17 protein-coding genes and 3 pseudogenes are annotated in these 20,622 nt (G+C 69.4%); 15 read left to right on the top strand and 5 right to left on the bottom strand.

Translation table 11 applies throughout. From position 1 onward, the window contains the following. Window positions 1-96 precede the first annotated feature (96 nt). Complete coding sequence (locus OHT76_RS00745; protein WP_328868740.1) at window positions 97-858, top strand: DUF6193 family natural product biosynthesis protein; 762 nt, start codon at window positions 97-99, stop codon at window positions 856-858. Between the two features lie 42 nt (window positions 859-900). On the opposite strand, the gene OHT76_RS00740 is transcribed toward OHT76_RS00745, so the two are convergent. Beyond that, entirely contained in the window at window positions 901-1,722 is an 822-nt protein-coding gene (locus OHT76_RS00740) for an IS5 family transposase (protein ID WP_328868739.1), read from the bottom strand. Between the two features lie 1,002 nt (window positions 1,723-2,724). Here OHT76_RS00740 and OHT76_RS00735 point away from each other — a divergent pair. The 7 genes and pseudogenes from OHT76_RS00735 (at window position 2,725) to OHT76_RS00705 (ending at window position 10,184) form a co-directional block, all read left to right on the top strand. After that, window positions 2,725-3,674, top strand: a pseudogene (locus OHT76_RS00735) (acyl-ACP desaturase). Window positions 3,675-3,734: 60 nt separating this feature from the next. Beyond that, complete coding sequence (locus tag OHT76_RS00730; protein ID WP_328868738.1) at window positions 3,735-4,004, top strand: acyl carrier protein; 270 nt, start codon at window positions 3,735-3,737, stop codon at window positions 4,002-4,004. Next, complete coding sequence (locus OHT76_RS00725; protein ID WP_328868737.1) at window positions 3,994-5,217, top strand: beta-ketoacyl-[acyl-carrier-protein] synthase family protein; 1,224 nt, start codon at window positions 3,994-3,996, stop codon at window positions 5,215-5,217. Before OHT76_RS00730 ends, OHT76_RS00725 begins: the two co-directional genes overlap by 11 nt. Before the next feature lie 49 nt (window positions 5,218-5,266). Next, on the top strand, window positions 5,267-7,399 hold the full coding sequence (locus OHT76_RS00720) for an MMPL family transporter (RefSeq protein WP_328868736.1): 2,133 nt from the start codon (window positions 5,267-5,269) through the stop codon (window positions 7,397-7,399). A gap of 5 nt (window positions 7,400-7,404) precedes the next feature. Beyond that, window positions 7,405-8,517, top strand: a complete 1,113-nt coding sequence (locus OHT76_RS00715) for a type III polyketide synthase (RefSeq protein WP_328868735.1) — start codon at window positions 7,405-7,407, stop codon at window positions 8,515-8,517. 59 nt (window positions 8,518-8,576) lie between these two features. After that, entirely contained in the window at window positions 8,577-9,509 is a 933-nt protein-coding gene (locus OHT76_RS00710; protein WP_328868734.1) for an acyl-ACP desaturase, read from the top strand. Window positions 9,510-9,551: 42 nt separating this feature from the next. Continuing rightward, complete coding sequence (locus tag OHT76_RS00705; RefSeq protein ID WP_328868733.1) at window positions 9,552-10,184, top strand: isoprenylcysteine carboxyl methyltransferase family protein; 633 nt, start codon at window positions 9,552-9,554, stop codon at window positions 10,182-10,184. 1,284 nt (window positions 10,185-11,468) lie between these two features. Here OHT76_RS00705 and OHT76_RS00695 read toward each other — a convergent pair. After that, a complete protein-coding gene (locus tag OHT76_RS00695) occupies window positions 11,469-11,594 on the bottom strand; it encodes a hypothetical protein (RefSeq protein ID WP_328868732.1) in 126 nt (41 codons plus the stop codon). Between the two features lie 29 nt (window positions 11,595-11,623). Between OHT76_RS00695 and OHT76_RS00690 the strand changes: the two are divergent. The 4 genes and pseudogenes from OHT76_RS00690 to cutA all read left to right on the top strand — a co-directional run. Then, window positions 11,624-12,233 (top strand): annotated as a pseudogene (locus OHT76_RS00690) (lanthionine synthetase LanC family protein); the annotation flags it as partial. A gap of 363 nt (window positions 12,234-12,596) precedes the next feature. Next, window positions 12,597-13,430, top strand: coding sequence for a PIG-L family deacetylase (locus OHT76_RS00685; RefSeq protein ID WP_328876421.1), 834 nt, complete (start codon window positions 12,597-12,599; stop codon window positions 13,428-13,430). Between the two features lie 461 nt (window positions 13,431-13,891). After that, window positions 13,892-14,959, top strand: a complete 1,068-nt coding sequence (locus tag OHT76_RS00680; protein ID WP_328868731.1) for a PQQ-dependent sugar dehydrogenase — start codon at window positions 13,892-13,894, stop codon at window positions 14,957-14,959. Between the two features lie 388 nt (window positions 14,960-15,347). Further along, on the top strand, window positions 15,348-15,674 hold the full coding sequence (gene cutA, locus OHT76_RS00675; protein ID WP_328868730.1) for a divalent-cation tolerance protein CutA: 327 nt from the start codon (window positions 15,348-15,350) through the stop codon (window positions 15,672-15,674). Window positions 15,675-15,677: 3 nt separating this feature from the next. Here cutA and OHT76_RS00670 read toward each other — a convergent pair whose 3' ends face one another. After that, the gene (locus OHT76_RS00670; RefSeq protein WP_328868729.1) at window positions 15,678-17,009 is read right to left on the bottom strand and encodes an XRE family transcriptional regulator; all 1,332 of its coding nucleotides are present in this window, start codon (window positions 17,007-17,009) and stop codon (window positions 15,678-15,680) included. A 182-nt stretch (window positions 17,010-17,191) separates the two neighbouring features. Between OHT76_RS00670 and OHT76_RS00665 the strand changes: the two genes are divergently transcribed. Both OHT76_RS00665 and OHT76_RS00660 read left to right on the top strand, forming a co-directional pair. Next, entirely contained in the window at window positions 17,192-17,731 is a 540-nt protein-coding gene (locus tag OHT76_RS00665) for a hypothetical protein (protein ID WP_328868728.1), read from the top strand. Next, complete coding sequence (locus OHT76_RS00660) at window positions 17,728-18,246, top strand: DUF6415 family natural product biosynthesis protein (RefSeq protein ID WP_328868727.1); 519 nt, start codon at window positions 17,728-17,730, stop codon at window positions 18,244-18,246. Before OHT76_RS00665 ends, OHT76_RS00660 begins: the two co-directional genes overlap by 4 nt. Window positions 18,247-18,504: 258 nt before the next feature. Here the strand turns inward: OHT76_RS00660 and OHT76_RS00655 are convergent, their stop codons facing one another. Further along, entirely contained in the window at window positions 18,505-18,681 is a 177-nt protein-coding gene (locus OHT76_RS00655) for a hypothetical protein (RefSeq protein ID WP_328868726.1), read from the bottom strand. Between the two features lie 523 nt (window positions 18,682-19,204). Further along, a pseudogene (locus OHT76_RS00650) lies at window positions 19,205-19,576 on the bottom strand (transposase); the annotation flags it as partial. A 516-nt stretch (window positions 19,577-20,092) separates the two neighbouring features. On the opposite strand from OHT76_RS00650, the gene OHT76_RS00645 reads away from it, so the two are divergent. After that, entirely contained in the window at window positions 20,093-20,440 is a 348-nt protein-coding gene (locus OHT76_RS00645; protein ID WP_328868725.1) for a hypothetical protein, read from the top strand. The last annotated feature ends 182 nt before the right edge of the window (window positions 20,441-20,622 follow it).

The raw sequence follows: 20,622 nt of genomic DNA, 5'->3' as shown, positions 1-20,622 counted from the left end.
TCGTTGACGGAGTGGGCCGGTGGTGCTCTCCACTGGTGCGGTGTGTGGGGTCCCGGCGCCTGCGGCTGCTGAGCTGTCGCGGCTTACGGTGTGTGCATGAAGGAACGTTTCGGTGATGTGGCGAGTGGGATTTATCCGGAGTTGGCGGTGCCGGGCGGTTTGGGGGAGGCGTTGGCTGGCGTAGCGGCTGGCCACGGGCACGTGGTCGGCCCGATGGAGCCCGTTGAGGGGTTCGATCCCGCGGTCGCCGCTTGCTGTGTGCGTGGGGAGGCGCGGTTCGCTGTCTATGCGACCAACGTGGATGAACGCGAGTTCCGTATCGAGATCTCGGGGCCTTCCGGCTGGCGGTGGGGTGCTTTCGGCAGTACCGATCACCTCGCGGTGGTGGCCGCCATCCTGCATGAATGGTGTGCGGGTGCGTCACTGCCTGAGTTGGGGCGCAAGTGGTCGTTGCTTGCGGCGAGCCCCTTGGAGGCGGCGCCGCCTGGGAGGGTGGTGTCGACTGCGTGGCGGCTGACGTTGGAGCGTTCGCCGCTGATCAGGCTGGGTGATGCCGAACTGGCGGAGGCTCTGTATGCGCAGCCGGCCCTGCGGGTGTTTTTCCCGTGGCCGTCGCACGGCCAGTTCAGCTTGCTGAGCAGTACCGCGGATCCGTTCCATGAGGAGGTTCCGCGGGTGGTTCCGACGGTAGATGGGCTGTGGAACGTGGTCACGCCGTACTCACGGCAGACACCGCAACGTCTGCTCGGTAGCGGCCTCAGTGCTCGTGAGGCCGCGGCGCTGGTGGCCGCGCATGTCCCTGCGGACAGTGGCCCGGCCATCGAGGGAGGGTGGCCGGCCGACGGCGGTCTGGCCTGAGAAGCCGTTTCTTTCCGGCTGTAATCGTTGAGCTTCCGCTGTTCAGGCATGGTTCCGGTGTCGTTGCGGGAGGGTTCGGACGATCAGTTCGGTCTCGGCGATGCGGAGTTGAGCGGTGACATCGGTGATGGGGTTGGTGGAGGAGCGGGAGCGGGCTGCCCGGGCCCGGGCCGAGGAGCTTCGTGCCGAAGCAGAGCGGGTTCTTGCTGAACTCGCCGAGGCGGACGCGGTGTTGGAACGCCGGGTGATCGCTCGGGGGTTGCCGTCGCTGCGTTTGACGATCTGTAGGGTGGGCTGGAGTTTCTCCTTCGCCCAGTCGACGAGGCGACCGTAGTAGCCGCCGTCGGCCCACACCAGGCTGATCCTGGCGAATCGCGCCGGCAGCCTGGGCGGCATGACCGGGGCCGCCTGCCGGTCGGTGATGTCGGCGGCACACACCAGCACCATCAACAGCAGGCCCAGGCTGTCCGTAATGACGTGCCGGCGCCTGCCGTTGATCTTCTTCCCGCCGTCATAGCCGCGTGAGCAGGCGGGCACCGAGGCGGCGCCCTTGACCGACTGCGAGTCGATGATCGCCGCCGTCGGCTCCGCGTGGCGCCCCTCGGCCTCCTGGGTCCGAGCGCGAAGCCGGTCGTGGAACTCCTTGGCCAGGCCCGCCTCACGCCACCTGCGAAAGTAGTCATACACGCGGTCCCAGGCGGGGAAATCGCACGGCATCGCGCGCCGCTTGATCCCGTTGTCGGTGACGTACCGGATCGCATCCAGCATCTGCCGGTGGCAGCCCTCCGGCTGCCCACGCCGGCCCTCCAGCCAAGCTGGAACCGGCAGCGCCTCCCGCACCACCGCCCACTCCGCGTCCGTCATGTCCGACGGATACCTCCGAACCCTGTTCGGACGGTCGGCCGCGTTCCCGAACCGGTGAGCGAGGCAATCACACTCCCGCGTCTGGGAGTTGGACGGCACAGCAGTGATCACGCAAGACTGCAGCAACAGGGTCTCCTTTGTGCTCGAGTAGGTAACGCAACCCCGAGCTACCAAGGGGCCCTGTTCCCATGCGCCCACCCACCCAAGATCACCCGGGCAGGCATCATGTTCGATCAGAACCGCCCTCGTGATCGAAAAGGACAGCGGCTCTTGACCGCAGGCGGTTGACAGTCTCTGCCCGCCATGGAGCGCGACACGAGAAGTCTGCTGTCGATGCCTGGCTCGGGGCTGGCGCCAGCCCCGCGAACACGATGGCGGGCAAGCGGGAACGCACCTCGTCGTGTAGGCACGCGTGGGCGGCGGCGCGCGCTGCGCCGACCAGCAGGGCGTAGACCTCGGGCAGTTCCACACCGTTTCGCACAGCGCACGTGCCGCATCCGCGAGTCGCGACACCCGCATGCCCTGGCTCTGCCCGCCACGTGCCCCGCCCCGACGGCCCACGGAGAAGGGGACGACGGTGACCATAACCGGGCGCGTCCGTGACTGCGACACCGGTCGCGGACGGGCCCGCTCGGACCCGTCCGTCCCGACCCGCCCCGCGAGGTGTGAGTTGACCAGCACGGCCCACCCGGGATGCTCGCAGTCCTGCGGGCCCCGCGCTGATCTGTCAGGCGGTCGGCGCGCCGGCGACGACGTGTTGACAGCTTCCTGGCCGGCCTGTTCCGCGACGACCTGCTCGGCGTCTACGGCGACGGACGAACGCGCGGTGTGCGTGCATGTCCCGCTGAGGTGCCCCTCCACCACGAACCGGCCGACCTAAAAGCGCTGGTCAGTCCTGCAACCTCGGCATGCGGCCCTACCGGGTCCTCGGGCGTGTGGACAAGCGTGTGGACAAGGTTGAGCGCCGGGTAGGGCAGCGCGTTCAGCAGGTCGGCGTCACGGATGGCCATGGCTGGAACGGCCTTACGAACACTAACGAGTGACAGATCGTCCCCTACACCCCTCGTTGGTGTTTACACGGCGAGGCGCAACCAAACAGATAACGGGCAGGACAGGGGAGGTGCGGGCGTGGTCGGCAATATGGCGGAAGTCGTGCTGCGGGAGCTGGAGCAGTCGGTCGAGCGGCTCTTGGAGTGGCATCTTGCGGCTGCGCGTGACTGGCTGCCGCACCAGTTCGTGCCGTGGAGTGCGGCGCGGGACTTCGACGGGCCGCTGAAGGGTTTGGCCTGGGAATCGGCGCAGTCGACGCTGTCGCAACCCGTGCAGGACGCGCTGATCATCAATCTCCTCACCGAGGACAACCTGCCCAGTTACCACTTCGAGATCGCGACCCGCTTCGGGCCTACGTCCATGCCCGCCGGGCGGTCGACCCGGTGGCCCTGGAGGAGCTGCGGATGCGGCACGTCAGCACCGGGTACCGCAGTGACCTGCCGACCGTCCTGCACGCGCTGGCGTACGTCACCGTGCAGGAACTGGCGACCCACCGGGCCCACCGCAACGTCGGCGCGTCGTGCGGTGACCGGGTGGGCGAGCAACTGATGGCCCGGATCGCGGCGGCCGAGAACCTGCACATGCTGTTCTACCGGGGCCTATACGCTGACGCGCTCCAAGGCTTCCCGGACGAGGCCCTGATGGCCCTGGCTGACGTGGTGTGTGGCTTTCGGATGCCCGGGGCTGGGATCCGCGGGTTCGGGGCGCGGGCGGCGCGGGTCGCGGCGGCCGGCATCTTCAACCTCGATGTCCATCGCGAGTACGTGATGGGGCCGTTGTTGTGTGCGCTTGGCGTGATGTCGACGACCGGGCTGGGTGCGGCCGGGCGACAGGCGCAGGACCGGCTCGGTCAGCACGTGGAGTGGCTTGAGACGCAAGCTTCCCGCGCGCGTGGCCTTTAGACGGATAAGCGCGGGCAGCGCCGCAGGGCCTCTCGCAGACAGGAAACAGGAGACCCAGACATGAGGCAGGCAGCGGAAGGCGCGGCGGAGTCGGCCCTTCCCGAGGAGTTGGTGGCCCTGCTGACCGGCCACCTTGATGTAAAGGCGGATGCCGGTGAGTTCTCCGGCAGGACGACGTTCGAGAGTCTCGGCCTGGACTCGCTGTCGCTGTTCGAGTTGGTGGTGGCGGCGGAGGAGGAGTACGGGATCGTCCTGCCCGAGAACGCCCTGGACCTGCGCCCGTCTTCGACCCTGGGCGAGGCGGCTCGGGCATTCGAGCATGCGCGCTGAGATCGCGGTCACTGGGCTGGGGCTGGTGACTCCGGCCGGGCATACGGCGGAGGCGAACTGGGCGGCCTTGTGCCGGGGGCGCTCGCTGGCCGCGACGGATCCCGACCTGGCGGGCCTGCCCGTCGACTTCTCCTGCCGGGTGACGGACTTCGATGCCGAGACGGAACTCGGCCGGGCGTCGGCGCGGCGCGGGGACCGCTTCATCCAGTTCGCCCTCGTCGCCGCCCGGCGGGCCGTCGCGGACGCGCGCCTCGATCGGCATACCTGGGAAGCGGAGCGAGTCGGTGTCGTGCTGGGCGTGGGATCGAACAGTTTGAGTACATACGTCACTGAATTCGGTCACCTCGGCGCCGGGCGGCCGGAGCGGGTCTCGCCACTCGCGCTCCCGCGCAGCGTTCCGAGCATGGCCGCGGGCGAGGTCGCCATCGACCTGGGCGTGCGCGGCCCCAACTTCACCACCGCCAGCGCCTGTGCGTCGGGCGCCACCGCGATCGGAGTGGCCCGGGACCTGCTGCGGTCGGGTACCTGTGACATCGTGCTGGCGGGCGGCAGTGAGTCGGCTCGCTCGCGCATGACGGCCACGTGCTTCACGCGGATGCGGGCACTGTCCCGGCGCAGGGCCGAACCGGCTCTGGCCAGCCGGCCGTTCGACGCGCAACGTGACGGCTTCGTCCTGGGCGAGGGCGCCGGCATCCTCGTCCTCGAACGCGCATGCGCGGCTCGGGCCCGCCGGGCTCCCGTCCTGGCGCTGCTGCGGGGTTACGGTGCCGGCGCCGACGCGCACCATCCCATCGCCCCGCACCCGCAGGGCGACGGCGCGGTCCGCGCCATCCACACCGCTCTCGCGGACGCCGGGTGCGGGCCGGGGAACGTCGGCCACGTCAACGCGCACGGTACCTCCACCCCGCTGAACGACACGGCCGAGGCACGAGCCCTCGTCCGCGTCTTCGGAGACGACGGGCCGCCGGTCACCGCGTCCAAGGGCGTGATCGGGCACGCGCTGGGGGCGGCCGGGGCGATCCAGGCGGCATACACGGTTCTCGCGCTGCGCCATGCGGCCGTCCCTCCGGTGGCGAACTTCGAGGGCCAGGACGGAGACCACAAGCTGGACATCGTCGCCGGACATCCCCGCTCCACGCGCGGCGAGGCGGGGATCAGTTGCTCCTTCGGCTTCGGCGGCCAGAACGCCGTCCTGCTGTTCACGACTTCCTAGTGGGAGCCAGACGAAGCGACCGGATCGGATGCAAGACGGAGACACACGGATGGATGCGGTGCGGCGCCGGGCCTGGCTCGTGGTGGTGAGCGCCCTGCTGGCGGCGGTGTGCGCGGGGGTGCTGGCCCCGGTTGCCTTCTCGGCGCTGAGCACGGGCGGCGCGGTTGCGACGGACACGGAGGCGACGCGCGCCAGACGGCAGGCAGAGCGGCTCGGCGTGCCCTCGCCCGATCTGCTCCTGGCCGTTTCACAGGGCACCGGCGTTTCACGGCGCACCGACGGTGAACGCGGGGCCGCCGCCCAGGACGGCACCACGGCGATGACGGAGAAGCTGGCCAGGCAGCGCGACGTCAAGACCGTGTGGTCGGCACAGACCACCGGTGACACATGGCTGCGCTCCAAGGACGGACGGACCCAGCTGGTCGCCGTACGGCTGAAGGGGACGGACAAGGAACGTAAACAGGTGGCGCCCGGTGTGGTGGCGGCGGCCCGCTCGGCCGTCCCGGGGATGCGGGTGGAGCCCAGCGGCGAGGTGTGGGCCAACCGGGAGATCGACGAAACCATCGAGCGCGATCTGAGCCGGGCCGAACTGCTGGCCGCGCCGCTACTCTTCATCGTCCTGGTCTTCGCCTACGGGTCCGTGGTGTCCGCGCTGCTGCCCGTCGTCGTGGCCGCGCTGGCCATCGGCTGCACGATCCCGGTCCTGGGCCTGCTGGCGCAGGTGGCCGACGTGTCACGGGTCGCGGTGAACGCCGCCTCGGCGATCGGTTTCGGCCTGGCCGTCGACTACAGCCTCTTCCTGCTGGCCCGCGTACGGGAGGAGACCTCGCGGGGCGCGGACCTTCACACGGCGCTGGCGGCCGCCCGCCGCTCCAGCGGCCGTTCGGTCGCATTCTCCGCCGCCGCCGTCACCGTATGCCTCGCCACCGCCTTGGTGGTGCCGGTGCCGATGCTGCGCGCACTGTCCCTGGCGGGCATGATCGTCACCGTGCTGGCGGCGCTGGTCGCCCTGACCGTGCTGCCCGCCTGTCTGCGGCTGCTCGGCCCCCGGGCCCAGGCATGGGACCCGCTGGCGCGGTGGCGGCGTGCCCGTACCGGGGACGGGAGTGGCTTCTGGCATCGCACGACGTCCACGGTCACCGCACGGCCCCTCCTGGCGGGCGGCCTGGCGGTGCTGCTGCTGGCCCTGCTGGCCTTGCCCTTCACCCACGCTCAGCTCGGCATTGTGGACGAACGCACGCTGCCTTCGTCGGCTCCGGCTGCCGCAGCAGCCGAGCGTGTGCGCGCCGAGTTCACCGCGCCACCGGAGCGGCTCCTCACCGTGGTCGTCACCGGACCGCGGGCGACGGACGGTGCACCGGCGTACGGCGACCGACTCGCCCGTGTCCCGGGCATCACTGGTGTCCGCGTGGTGCGTGTGGCTCCGTCCGGTGAGGCCCTCGTGCTGCTGGCGGCCACGTCGGCCGCCCCCGGCACGCCGGAGGCGGACAGCGTGGTGCGCAAGGTACGGCAAACCCCCGCCCCGGGAAGCGTGGCGGTGGGCGGGCGAGCCGCGGAGGTCGTCGACACGGCGGACGCCGTCCTCGGCGCCCTCCCGTGGTGCTTGTTTCTGCTGGCTGTGGGGCTCCTGGCCCTCCTCAGCGCCTTCACCCGTACCCTGGTTGCCCCCCTGAAAGCTCTGATCGTGGCCGCCGCCAGCCTCGGGGCGAGCCTCGGCGCGCTCGTCGTTCTCTTCCAGGACGGCCACGGCGGCGCAGTGCTCGGCCACTTCACGGCGACGGGAACGCTGGACGCCTCGACGCTGCTGTTCGTCCTGTTCATCGCGCTCGCCCTGTCGGTGGACTACGAGGTCTTCCTGCTCGGCCGTATCCGGGAGGAGTACGACCGCTGCGGAGACAACCGCACCTCGATCATCGAGGGCGTCGCCCGCACCGGCCGGCTGATGACGTCCGCTGCGGCAGCCGTGGCGATTTCGACCGCGGCCATGGCCACCTCCCACGTCGCCCTGCTCAAGTTCATCGGCATCGGCGTCGCGCTCGGCGCGCTCGTGGACGCCGTCCTGGTGCGGGGAGTTCTGGTGCCCGCCGTCATGGCGGCCCTTGGCCCGGCGAACTGGTGGGCTCCGGCCCGCATCAGGTCCCCGTTGTTGATCACTACACCTGTGAAGAAAGGCGGAAGCTGATGCCGATGCGTCAGGCGACACATCACCGCACCCGGCAGTCAGAGGCCGCCGGCCCACAGGTGGTGGCGATCCAGACGGCCTTCCCGCCGTATCAATACCGGCAGGAAGAGATCCTGGCCGCCCTTGCCCGCACGACGCTGCTGGAGTCCGAGATGGGCGCTCTGGTACTCCGTAAGATCCGCGCCAGCTCGGGTGTGGAGACCCGCTCGCTGTCCCTGCCGTTGGAGAAGCTCGTCGATCTCGCCCGCCGGGAGGACTTCACCGAGCAGAACCGCATCTGGCTCGACACCGCCATGGACCTGGGGGAACGGGCGCTGATCGGCGCGCTGCGCACCGCAGGCGTCCAGCCTGAGGAGGTCGACGCGGTGATCAGCACCACCGTCACAGGGCTGGCCGTGCCGTCGCTGGAGGCTCGGCTCGCCCACCGGGTCGGGCTACGGCCGGACGTCAAACGTATCCCGCTGTTCGGCAGCGGCTGCGCCGGAGGCGCCGCAGGTCTGGCCCGGCTCCATGACTACCTACTGGCCCACCCCGACCAAGTGGCCGTCCTGCTCGCCGTGGAACTGTGCACACTGGCGCACCAGCGCAAGGACGGCTCCGTGGCGAACATCGTCGCCGGCAGCCTCTTCGGGGACGGCGCGGCCGCCGTCGTGGCCTTCGGAGTCCAGCGGGACGGCTGCCCCGCCGGGCCTGAGCTGGTGGACACCCACAGCCTGCTGGTCCCCGGTACCGAAGACGTCCTCGGCTGGGACATCGGTTCCCACGGCTTCCGGATCCTGCTGTCGCCCGAGGTCCCGACGCTCACGGAGAAGCACTTGCCCACGGCCGTCCAAGGGCTCCTCGCGCGGCACGCACTGGCGCCGGACCAGGTCGCGAGCTGGATCATTCACGGTGGCGGACCGAAGGTCTTTACCGCTGTACAGCAGGCCCTGGACGTGCAGCCTGGCGCCTTGGAGCTCACCCGGCGCTCCGTGGCCGAGCGGGGCAACCTCTCGTCCGTCTCCGTACTGGACATCCTGCACGCGGCCATGGAAACACCGCCCCCCGCGAACGCACCCGGCCTGGTCGCCGCCATGGGGCCGGGGTTCGCCATCGAACTGGTCCTCCTCCGCTGGTAGGGGGCAGCCCGCCGCCAGCGAAACCTGACGACCGCATGACAAGAAAGGTGTCACGGACCGTGCCCGCCATCCCCGCAGACGTACGCATCCTGATCGACCTCGAACCGGTGGTCACCGACGCCCTCGACACGCACTTCCGGACTACCGTCGACTGGTACCCGCACCAGTACGTCCCGTGGAGCCAGGGCCGTGACTACGACGGTCTCCTCGAAGGGGAGCCATGGGACCCCTCCCAGCAGAAACTGAAGGCGGCCGCTCGGGACGGCCTCCTCTACAGTCTGCTCACCGAAGAAAACCTGCCCAGTTACCACCGGGTGATCGGGGAAATGCTGTCGCTCGACGGCCCTTGGGGTGTCTGGGTCAATCGATGGACCGTGGAGGAGTCCAGGCACGGCACCGCCATCCGTGACTACCTCGTGGTCACCCGCAGTGCCGATCCGGTGCTTTTGGAGGACGCCCGCGCCGCGCATGTGCAGCACGGCTACGAGATTGACTACCGCGGCGACCTCATCGCCTCTCTGGTCTACGTCACCATCCAGGAGCTCGGCACCCGCGTCAGCTACCAGGGAATTCGCCGACTGTGCGACGAACCGGCGTGCGGGGCTCTGATGCAGCGCATCGCCCATGACGAGAACCGGCACATGCTCTTCTACCGGACCACCCTCCAGGCGTGTATGCGTATGCACCCCGACCGAACGCTTCAGGCTGTGGCCAAAGTCCTCAAGACATTCCGCCCCCCCGGCCACGCCGCACCCGGCTTCGGCCAGCTGATCAGCTCCATGGCCAGGTCGGGCATCCTCTCACCGGAGATCTACTACAAGGACATCGCCCTTCCCTTCGTCCGCATGCTCGGCGCCCTCGACACCACCGGACTTACACCGGTCGGACAGCACGCCCAGGAGGAGATCGCCGCCCACATCGAGGAATCAGCGGACCGTGCCGGCAGATACCGCGCCCTGGCCGAACGCCTCAACCGACTCGCGACCGCGTAAGACGAGGATTCCGCCGTCCGGGAGTGAGAAGGACGATCCGACATGTCCCTGGGCTGGGTGACGATCCCCGTAAGTCTGTTCGTTCTCATGACCGCGGTTGCCGTCGTGCGCCTGGTCGAACTGACAACCGCCCGTCGGAACGCGCGATGGGCCATCGACCGCGGCGGCATCGAGTACGGGCAACGCCACCACCCCGTCATGATCACCCTTTATGTCTGCCTGCTCGTTGGGACCGTTGCAGAGGTCGCCCTCACCGACCGCGCCTTCGTCCCTTTGATCGGCTGGCCGGCGCTGGCCGTCCTCATCCTCGTGCAGGCAGGCCGCGCCTGGTGCATGAGGGCGCTCGTCGGCCCCCGATGGAACACCCGCGTCATCGTCGTGCCCGGGCTACCGCTGGTCACGACCGGGCCCTACCGTTGGATGCGGCACCCCAACTACCTCATCGTCCTGTTCGAAGGCATCGCCCTGCCCCTCGTCCACACCGCATGGATTACTGCCATGCTCTTCACCATCGCCAACACGCCTTGGCTCGTCGTCCGCGTCCGCACGGAGAACGCGGTGCTATGGCCTGCGGTGGGACCAGCGGCGCGGGGCAGTTCGTGGAGCTGTTCGCCGACCTCGTCGACGGACCCCTGCTGTTCGCGCTGCGCGTCTCCTACCCGCACATCGTCGTGAGCGTCGATCGGCGAGCCCCCCGCGCGTGGACCTGCGGGATGCGGTCGGCCGCTGCGCGCAGGCCGAACGGACGGGGCGCAAGTCGGGGCACGGGTCTCGGGGAGCAGGCCATCCTTCGGGCGGAAGAAGCTGGAACGTGGAGTCGGGGAGGGGCCGCCGCGGATCGAGGGCAGTGGGCCCCAGTGCGTCGACTTCATCAGCCCGTCCGGCAGGCACCGAAGGCTGGCGTATGGCTACCACTTCAGGAGACTGGTGACGGCCAGGCCGGGCGAAGTGCACATCGCGTGCCCAGCGGGACTTCTTCGCCCCGACGGCGCTCGCGAACGGCGTTCCCATATGCGACGTCTCCCGCCAGCTCGGCCACCGGTCCATCAAGGTAACCGTCGACATCTACGGACACCCTGTGCCCTGCGCCTGGCATCGCTGCCAGCAGGTCCTGCAGAACGCCATGCGGTCCGAGCCCCTCGACATGGCGGGTTGACCCTCGTCGGAGGCAGGCGCGGGTACCTGCGCGCAAGCCGTGTAGGCGCTGACCTGTTCGACCCGTGCTGATTCTGTGCTGACCCGGATCTCTTAGATGCCTGTTTTCGCAGGTGGGAGCGCTATGGTGCACGTTCCGGTTCAACAGCAGGCCCAGGCTGTCCGTGATGACGTGCCGGCGCCTGCCGTTGATCTTCTTCCCGTCGTCATAGCCGCGTGAGCAGGCGGGCACCGAGGCGGCGCCCTTGACCGACTGCGAGTCGATGATCGCCGCCGACGGCTCCGCGTGGCGCCCCTCGGCCTCCTGGGTCCGAGCGCGAAGCCGGTCGTGGAACTCGGCCGCGTTCCCGAACCGGTGAGCGAGGCAATCGCACTCCCGCGTCTGGGAGTTGGACGGCACGGCAGTGATCTGCAGTAACAGGGTCTCCTTCATGCTCGAGTAGGTGTCGCAACCCCGAGCTACCAAGGGCCCCGTTCCCATGCGCCCACCCAGCCAAGATCACCCGACCAGGCATCCTGTTCGATCAGAACCGCCCTCATGATCGAAAGGGCAACGGCTCCTGAGACCGTGCTCGCGAGGACCTGGCCTGCGGATCGGCTTTGGTTGTCTTGCGGCCCTCATGTCGTCGGTGACCCGTACCAGCGGCGGAGGTTGGGGGCCGGGCGTGTTGGCGGCCGCTGCGGCTGGGCGTGGTGATGGCTTGCGTAGTACTGCGGGGCTGCCGCTGCCGATGTGGCCGGTCAGTGGCTGGTGCGGCGGCTGGAGTTGGTGGCGGGTGGCCCGTCTGGGGGCGGCGTGCGGGCTCAGGGGCGGCGGCCGCGCATGGGGCCGGTGCGAGGGGTGGGTCCGGTGAGGATGGCGGGGAGGGTGTCGTTGTAGGCGACGTGGTGGGCGAGGTCTATGCCGGCCTGGGCCGAGTCACGCTCCACTTCCGCAGCGCCCGCCCCGGGCTCACGCCGTGGCCTGCGCCGCCGACTACCACCTCCCGGGCTCCTGCCAGCGTGCCCTGCAGGCAATGGACCAACAGGCGGTGGCCGCTGCCGGGCGCCGTCTCGACGCGGCGCACCCCTGTATTGAGGCCGGGCGTCTGCCGCAGCTTGCCGAGTTCGACACCATCCGGGACTCGCCGGGTACGGCGCCTGCTTCCTGCGCCGTGACCCCGGCAGCCCAATGGTGCGGGCCGTCCTCGACTGCTGCGTGCGCCGTACCGAACCCGTCACGGACCACGGCAAGACCCTGCCGGGGTGGTGGACACAGTGCGGGCCCTTCGGGCGGCCCGGGCCACCGTTTGTCCGGCGGGCGGGCCAACAGCGGGATGGCGCACGGGATCGGCGGCGTGTTCGCGCTTCTCGCCCTCGCCGCCCCCAACGGCACCGTCACGGGCACCAGGCAGCGCTGCGCACCATCCTGGCGTGGCTGGACCGCTGGCAGGAGCAGACCGGCCGCCCACCGGGCCTGGCCCCTGCTGGGTCACCCGCTGCGAGCTGGGCACCGGTGACCTTGCCCCGTCCGCTCCCCGGCGACCGTCCTGGTGCTACGGCACTGCCGGCCTCGCCCGTGCCCAACAACGTGTGGGCGAAGGTCGCCGCTCTTCGGCCGGCCATCACCCTTGTGCAACCCCAACAGTCAAGTTTCGCGTCGGAATCCCTCGGTCGATATCGGACCGAAGTCGGATCCGACGTGGCGCTGAGACGTGCAGGTCGCGCCTGTACCTCGTTCGCGTTGAAATGCCGACGCCTGGAAGGCAAAGCGGTCGCGCCGGGAACAGCCGGTCCGGCCGGCACGGTTGCATCGACCGAGGGACCGGCGACGTACGGGCGGGGAACACGGAGACCACGAGGTCGTCCGCCCCACCAGGATCCGGGCCCCAGGATCGCGGTACGCCCGCCGCGCTACTTGGACCAGACGTATTTCTGCAGGAGGACTGTTTCATGACTGACCGGCCCTTGACGCTCATGGCAGTACACGCCCACCCCGACGACGAGGCCACCGGAACCGGAGGGGTCCTGGCGCGGTACGCGGCGGAAGGCATCCGCACGGTTCTCGTGACGTGTACTGACGGCGGTTGCGGTGACGGACCGGGGGGTGTCAAGCCGGGCGAGCCGGGGCACGATCCGGCGGCGGTCGCCTTGATGCGCCGTCAAGAACTTGAGGCGAGCTGTGACGTCCTGAAGGTCAGCGATCTGGAGTTGCTGGACTATGCCGACTCGGGGATGGCGGGCTGGCCGGGCAACGACGCCCCCGGATCCTTCTGGCAGACCCCCGTGCAGGAAGGCGCGGCCAGACTCGCGGAACTCATGCGGCACTACCGACCTGATGTGGTCGTCACCTACGACGAGAACGGCTTCTACGGCCATCCCGATCACATCCAGGCCCACCGCATCACGATGGCGGCGCTTCAGATGACTGCGCTGACACCGAAGGTGTACTGGACGACGGTGCCTCGCTCGATGATGCAGCGGTTCGGCGAGGTGATGCGTGAGTTTCATGAGGACATGCCGGAGCCGGATCCTGCCGAGGCCGCCGCGCTTGCCGAGATCGGCCTGCCCGACGATGAGATCACCACGTGGGTGGACACCACCGCGTTCAGCGGTCAGAAGTTCGACGCGTTGGCCGCGCACGCCAGTCAGGGCGAGAACATCTTCTTCCTGAAGATGGGCAGGGAGAGGTTCGGTGAGTTGATGGGCATGGAGACCTTCGTACGGGTCCAGGACGCCACCGGCGCGCCCGTACCGGAGAACGATCTCTTCGCCGGACTGCGCTGATCCGCCCGTCCGACCGGGGCCTGGGGCTCGGGCTCGGGCCCGGGCCCGAGCTCGGGCCCGGGAATGCTCATCGGCCGCATGGCGCGATCGAGCGGGTCACACACTCGAAAGGCCTGTCCACGTCCACCCGGGTTCCGCTCCGGCAGCCCGCGCCCGGGCCCCCGTTCGGCGGCGTCGAGGCGTGTCCGCACGGCCGCCCGGCACCACGCTCGTCCCCAGGCCGCCCGGCAACCGCACCGGTGGGTGGCCCGCTGCGCCGAAGGTGTCGACGGGCCGCCGGGGTCTGCATTGGCTGGGCCCGGGACCAGGACCGGACCAGGACGGGTCCGGCCGGTCACGTGACGCCTCCCGTGCGTGGCTGGGCGCGTGACCGCCCAGCTGTGCTCTGTGAGCCAATTCTTCAGGAAACGGTCACCGTCTCGCGGTGGATGCCCCGGCGGGGCGATTCCTAAGATCACCGCGTGCGATGGCGACGGGTACTCGTCTTTGGCTTGGCTGGTCTGCTGGTGGTGGCGGCGGCCGTTGGGGTGTATTCCTACGGTTCCTTCTATGGCTGGTGGGCCCGCCCGACCGTCCGCGACGCTCCGGTGGCGAAACCGGCGGCCGTGGAGCCGCTCGTGAGCGGGCTGCGCTACCCCTTCGACCTGGCATTCCTCCCCGACGGGTCGGCGCTGGTCACCGAGCGTGAGAGCGGTCGCCTGCGGAAGGTCAGCCCGGACGGGCAGCTGACCGAGGTCCGGACGATCGAGGAGATCGCCGAGCCGGTGGTCCAGGCCGGGCTGCAGGGGGTGGCGGTGTCTCCCTCATACGAACAGGACGGCTGGATCTACGTCTACTACACCACCGAACAGGACAGCCGGGTGGGCCGGTTGCGGCTGGACTCGTCGGCCCCGCCCGAGCCGATCCTGACCGGTATCCCCAGCGGTGACATCCACAATGGCGGGCGGATCAGGTTCGGCCCGGACGGCATGCTCTACGTGACCACGGGGGAAGCCGACGACCGTTTCAGGGCCCAGGATCGAGGCGACCTGGGCGGCAAGATCCTGCGCGTCACGCCGGCGGGCAAGCCCGCACCGGGGAACCCGATCGAGGGCTCACCGGTGTACAGCTGGGGGTTCCGCGACCCGCAGGGACTGGCCTGGGACGAAAAGGGCCGGCTCTATGCCTCCGAGTTCGGCCACCACAACCTCGACGAGCTGAACCGGGTCGATCCCGGCGCCAACTACGGCTGGCCCGAGGTGGAAGGCACCGGTGGGGAGCCCGACTTCACGGACCCGATAGCGACGTGGAAACCCGCCGATGCCTCACCCAGTGGGATGACGTACCACGACGGCCGGATCTGGGTCGCCTGCCTGCGCGGGGAGCGGCTCTACCGCATCGCCACCGACGGCTCGTCGCCCGAGCAGTTGCTGACCGGCCAGTACGGCCGGCTACGGCTCGTGACGGCGGCCCCGGACGGCTCACTGTGGGTGCTGACCAACGGCCGCACCGGTCCCGACTACGACCTGATCCTCCGGGTGACCCCGTGACGCCTTGTTAGGCGGCAGGCATCTTGTGCGGAGCCAGGCATGGAACAGCTACATGATCGCCCCAACAGCACATTTGGAGCCTTGCTACCTGCGGACCTCGGTCAACGGCACATCCATGCGCGGGGCGCAGCAGAGCATGTCGGCTGCCGACGGGAGGGCTCGCTTAACTGGCGATGGTGAACTGCCTCAGCGATCCGAAGTGCCCCGGCTCGGTTAGGAGGCGTAGGTCGGAGTGAAGCACAACTCGACCTTGCCGGACGGCGCCTGTGGGCGGGCAGTGTGACGCCGTGGACGACTGGCGCTTCTACTTTGCGCTGACCGTGATTGGCCGCCCCTGGGGCCGACTGGGTCGCAGGCGGGCCGGTAGCCGGTCGATACGCTCGTGCCTATGACTGACTTCGTGCAGGTATCCACGGCGACGGAATCCCGGGAACAGGCTGTCGAGTTGGCTCGCTCGGTCGTTCAGGGCAGGTTGGCCGCGGGCGCGCAGATCATCGGCCCTGTGACGTCGGCGTTCTGGCATGACGGAGCGTTTGGCACCGGTGAGGAATGGCAGCTTCTGCTGAAGACCACCCTGGCTCGCTACCCGGAGCTGGAGGCGCACCTGTTGAAGCACCATCCCTGGCGAAACCCGGAGGTGGCCGCCGTGGCGATTGTGGCCGGGGCGAAGGGCTGTCTCGACTGGATCGCCGCGCACACCGCAGCGGAGGCGTAGCGGTCAGAGGGCCCGCGCCTTGTCCAGGACGTCGGCCACGGCGGGCACCGCCTGGTGGTTGCCGAGCCGGAGCAGCAGCGGGGCGAGACGCGCGCGCGGCCGTACGGAGGCGACCCCTGAGGCGAGGTTGACCGCGCGGCCGGTGACTGCGGCTGCCTGCTCGATCTCGCCCGCGGTCAGGTAGGAGTCGGCCAGCCACGACAGGTACAGGCTCTTGTCCCGGGCGTGCTCATCGTCGTAGTGAGCGAGCGCGTCCACGAGCACGGGCACGGCCCGAAGCGGGCGGCGCAACTCGGTCCAGCAGCGGCCGGTCATGATCTGTAGCTCGGTCTCGTCCACCCACGCCACCCAGTCCGGCTGCGGGGTGTCGACAACCTCTGCGAGCGCGGCGCCGGCCGCCTCGAGAGCCCGTTCGGTCTCGGTGGCGAGGCCAGCGACCGCGTACGCCCATGCGAGCCGTTCGTACAGCAGTGCACGCACGCCCGGGGCCGCGCCTGGACCGGCCTCCGCCACGGCGTGGGCGGCAGTCTCAATCCCAGCCTGTCTGTTCCTGCCGACGGCCTGGTACGCCAGGAAGGCGAGTGCGTTCCCCGCCAACTCGGTGTCTCCAGCGTCGACCGCTGCTCTGTGGCTGGTCTCGTACAAGCTGGCCGCGTCCTCATGGCGTCCACCGTCGAACGCGGCCCATCCAGCCTGCTGTGCCTGTTCAGCGAGCACCGACAGCAGCGCCCGCCCCGCGTGCTCGGTATACGTCGCATCGTGCAGCAGCGCCTTCGTGGCCTCGAATTCTCCGAGGTAGACCCGGTACGTGTCACCGCCCCCGAGGACGTCATCGAGACGGCGCAGGCGTGCCGTTCGCGCCCGCAGGCGTGCAGGAAAGTCAGGACCGATTCGACTCCCGACGCTCGGACGGGTGAGTTCCGGCAGGCCGATGACGAGTCCAGCCCCGGCCGTGGCCTTGAAGAACTCCCTGCGCCGCAAGTCATCTTCCTCCGCGTCGGGGGCGTGTACTGGAGTGAGCAGCCCGCGGCGCAGCGACGCCGGCGCTTCCCACTCGCGAGGGGCGAGACCGAGCATGTGCCCCGGGATCCGCAGCGCGACGGCGATGCGCGCGATCTTCTCGAAGGTGGCCACGCTGCCCTGCCCGCGCGCCAGAAGGCCGACTCGCTCGGGCTTCATGTCGCACTCAGCTGCGATCTTCGAGTAGCTGATCTGTGCTTCGGCGCGCGCGAGACGGAACACCGTGCCGAAGTCGTGCGCCGCAAGCGCGGCTCGCATTTCCGCGTGATCAAGGAGTCTGCGCGGTAAAGCGGTCGGCGGTTCGTAGGCGGTCATCGATGTGCCCCGTTGCAGGTGATGTCTCACTGCCAGCAAGCAGCCTACCCATCAAGGGGATACCCGCGGACGGGAAGCCAGCAGCCTTGCATGGCTGGAAGGTGGACGCATTCGAGACCCCGGCGACCGCGCGAACGGCCCCGGGGCGTGGCCAACGCTCGAACCCGTGAGGGAGCGTCGACATGACGAACAGTACGGCCCGGAGTGGGGCATTCACACCGCCGAGTCCGCCCTCGACAGGTGAGGTTGAGGCGTGGCTTGCCTCCGCGCACCCCTCGTCCGCGGCACCGCACCGGGAGTGGAGCAGCGCTGCGCGGCTCGCCCTCATCCCGCTGGGGCGGCTCTTCGAGGCGGTCCGCATCCCCGCGGCCGTCGCCCACTACGCGTTCGCCAGCCATGACCCGTCGGTCGTGAGCCGGCGGCTGGCGCGCCATCTGCAGGGCGGTCCGGTCGTTCACGATCCTGAGGGCCGTCGCTACTACGCGCTGGTCCCGCCCGGCACCGCTGCGAACTGGCGGGCGCCCGCCGCCCAGTGCCTCGGAGAGGGCACGTACCTGGGCGTTCCCCGCCCCGATCTCACGGAGCTGGACGAGGGCACGCTCGCGTCGTACTGGGCGGTGCCGATGACCCGGCCGGGCAAGCTCTGTGATCCGACGGATGTGCTGGCGCTGGTGATGGTCGGCGGCTGCCTGGCCGACGACGACAACGAGGCAGCGTCATGAAGGCCACCGGGAGTCGTGAGGGTGTGAGCGCGCCGCCGGTGGACGTCGCCACGATGCGCGCGAGCGTGGCCGAGGTGCTTCCGCCCGAGGTGACCCCGACCGACCGCGGCACGCTTCAGACGCTGACTGGCCTGCTGCGCGGCCACTTACAGCTGCTCATCCCGGAGATCGAACAGTCCGCGGCGCTGCTTCCCGCCGACGACGTCCCGCGCTATTGCGCGCTGGTCTCCGTCCGTGAAGCCCGCGGGAAGCTGAACGCCGGCCCCGGACGGCTGCCGTGCGACGCTGTGGCTTACGTGCGCAGACTCGGCCGGTCGCTGCTGGCGCTGTGCGACCACTTCGAGACGCTGACCGGCATGAGCATGAGCATGAGCATGAGCATGTGCGTGGCCTGCGATCAGCCCATCAGGGGCGGCGAGGTGTCGCGGCCGTACGGCCAGGCCAGTTCCTCCGGGGGAGCGTCTTTCTCCGGCCGGATCCACGACCACTGCTCCAACACGGTCGGCCTCCGCTGACCTGGCGCGCCCTGCCCCGGGCGTGAAGGGGGTCCCACGGCGACCGCAGGGTCAGGGGCGCACCCCCAAAGCGGCCCGTCCCGTCGGCGTACCCCCGTCAATCCCTGGTGGGACGGGCCTGCCAACTCCCGCCCCGGTTCCCCCAACCCTGGACAGGTCGAGCGACCGGGGCGGGCCCACTACTTGAAGGTCGACGGCTGCAGTTCGGTAGCTTCGGCAGGCCCGCCTCCCCGGGAAGGCGGGCCGGGCACTTTGACCTCATCCGATGGCGATGCGCGTGAGCCAGAAGTCGTGGGCGCCGTAGACCTGAACGGGGTTGCCGGTCAGTCCGGTTCGGCCGCCGACGTAGAAGCCGACGGAGCCGTCGGAGCGGATGGCCCAGATGTCGGGGATTGCGTCATTATTGGCATCGGGGGTGCCGAAGAGTATGAGCACAGCAGTGCGGGTCCAGCCAGACGCGGCGTACAAGTGGTCCGCGCCGCCGGATGAATTGGCGGCAGTGCCCAGCGAGTTGGGGTCGACCCCACCGCTCGACGCCGCGATTCCCTTGCGCAGCAGCAGCCTGCCAGAGACATCGGTACGGAAGACTCGTGCTGTACGCCCGGATGCGCGAGTCCCAGAACGGCTTGCAGCAGAAAATCGGTACGAAGCTTGGCAGTGCCGAGGAGTTCTCCCGCAGCGATGATGCGCGGCGCTTCGCCACGAAGTCACCCAGCAGCACGGCACGTTGGATGCCCAGCTCCTTGAGGAGGGACGCGATCCACTCATGGCGCTTGAGCCAGGAACGGTACGGCGCGGCGGCCAGACCCAGCTCTTCGGTCGTGGCGAAGTCGGACGGCCCTTACGCACCAATGAGTTGACGAGCACGGGAGTCGATGCCCGATGTACAGTGCCCCCCAGTACGTGGTAGCGGGCATCACCAGCGCCAGCACCCCACCGAGCGCCGCGAATGTCACCGTCACCACAAGGTAGAACCACGACCACATGAAGCGCGCGGGATCCTCGCGGATTCCGTAGAGCCGGACGATTTCCGGCGGCAGCGCCCCCACGATGCCCAGCGAAAAGAGAACCGAGGAAGGCGTTTCGACCATTTAGCGGCGGTTTGTTGACGATCGGTTAGACACGCGGTAGCCGGGCGGCAGAGAATTCTGCCTCGCCGCCCGGAGGGTGATCGCAAATGCGGGCCGGCCGAGCACGGCGCGTCCGAGCGCAACCACGGCGACACGTCGACCGCCAGGACCAGGCGCCCGCCGTCGAAATGCGGCAGCGGCAGCCCGGCCAGCACCGTCCGCAGTCGATCGACGTCGATCCGGTCGTGGTTCAGGCCGCCGCTCCTGCACGCCTCGTACAGCAAGCAGCAGGACGGCTAGCTGGAAGATGGACGTTCCAGAGCCTGTCACGCGCTTTTCGTCGGTGCCCCTCCAGCCCGCAGGCCAGTGGACGCCGCCGCTGGTTCGCCCGGGGACGACGGCCGCACGGTTGTACAGGTCTGCAATGGCGGGAAAACGACTGCGCCCCGCACGGGTGCTGCGGTGCGTGTCCATTCGGGGCCAACTCATCCTTTGAGGCCTCGGACGCGGAGGTACCGCTGGCGCCGTCCAGAACACGTCGGGCGGCGGCAGTGGCGGAGCCGCGACCCTTGTCTACGCCCGCACTACGGACGGGAGCGGCAGGGCTCACGTCCGCAACCTGAAAGGTTCTAGGTTCCGCGGCACCACACGTCTGGCTAGCGTGACGGCTGTCTCTTGTGCGCACGCCGGAGACCGAGTGCTGCCAGCACCCATCAATCGGGGGAATCATGAACATCCGCAGGCGATTTGCCGTGGCCGCTGTCACCAGTGTGCTCGTGAGTACTGGCTTGATCGGTCTCGCATCCCCGGCCAGTGCGGCGACCTGCTACGGCAGCGCCCACAGTTACACCAAGGCGGAAGGGCCCATCACGTACCCGGCGGCCCAGGGCTCGTACCTCTACACCACGGGCAACTGCGCCGACATCAACATCAAGACCAACTCCGCCAGTGAGGTCTTGGCCTGCTTCTACCCCACCAGCGGCGATCCGTACTGCGCGGAGCGGGGCTACGTGGACACCAAGGCCGGCATCTGGGCTGTGCTCGCCACGGACGTGAAGGACGGAACGAAGTTCAAGCTCTACTTCGCCACCCGGGCCGCATCGACGGGAGTGTGGGCCGCCTGAGCAGTGGCCGGTGCTTGACTCGTCCTAGCCACCCGGGCGGCCGCGAAGCCGGTGATCGTCTGCGATGACGGCGACAACTCAGCGGTGCCGTGGAGCCCGAAAGGCTGCGTAGAGACAGCTCACGCGCGCGCTGGCGACATGAGGCTCGACACGGCGTGAGCGACGACGACGCGAATCGCACG

The organism is Streptomyces sp. NBC_00287, assembly GCF_036173105.1.
GTDB lineage: Bacteria > Actinomycetota > Actinomycetes > Streptomycetales > Streptomycetaceae > Streptomyces.
This window is presented reverse-complemented; position numbering and strand designations above follow the sequence as displayed.

Coding starts and splice junctions, on each gene's coding strand:
- OHT76_RS00745 (WP_328868740.1), top strand. CDS start 97: ATGAAGGAACGTTTCGGTGATGTGGCGAGTGGGATTTATCCGGAGTTG.
- OHT76_RS00740 (WP_328868739.1), bottom strand. CDS start 1,722: ATGACGGACGCGGAGTGGGCGGTGGTGCGGGAGGCGCTGCCGGTTCCA.
- OHT76_RS00730 (WP_328868738.1), top strand. CDS start 3,735: ATGAGGCAGGCAGCGGAAGGCGCGGCGGAGTCGGCCCTTCCCGAGGAG.
- OHT76_RS00725 (WP_328868737.1), top strand. CDS start 3,994: ATGCGCGCTGAGATCGCGGTCACTGGGCTGGGGCTGGTGACTCCGGCC.
- OHT76_RS00720 (WP_328868736.1), top strand. CDS start 5,267: ATGGATGCGGTGCGGCGCCGGGCCTGGCTCGTGGTGGTGAGCGCCCTG.
- OHT76_RS00715 (WP_328868735.1), top strand. CDS start 7,405: ATGCGTCAGGCGACACATCACCGCACCCGGCAGTCAGAGGCCGCCGGC.
- OHT76_RS00705 (WP_328868733.1), top strand. CDS start 9,552: ATGTCCCTGGGCTGGGTGACGATCCCCGTAAGTCTGTTCGTTCTCATG.
- OHT76_RS00685 (WP_328876421.1), top strand. CDS start 12,597: ATGACTGACCGGCCCTTGACGCTCATGGCAGTACACGCCCACCCCGAC.
- cutA (WP_328868730.1), top strand. CDS start 15,348: ATGACTGACTTCGTGCAGGTATCCACGGCGACGGAATCCCGGGAACAG.
- OHT76_RS00670 (WP_328868729.1), bottom strand. CDS start 17,009: ATGACCGCCTACGAACCGCCGACCGCTTTACCGCGCAGACTCCTTGAT.
- OHT76_RS00665 (WP_328868728.1), top strand. CDS start 17,192: ATGACGAACAGTACGGCCCGGAGTGGGGCATTCACACCGCCGAGTCCG.
- OHT76_RS00660 (WP_328868727.1), top strand. CDS start 17,728: ATGAAGGCCACCGGGAGTCGTGAGGGTGTGAGCGCGCCGCCGGTGGAC.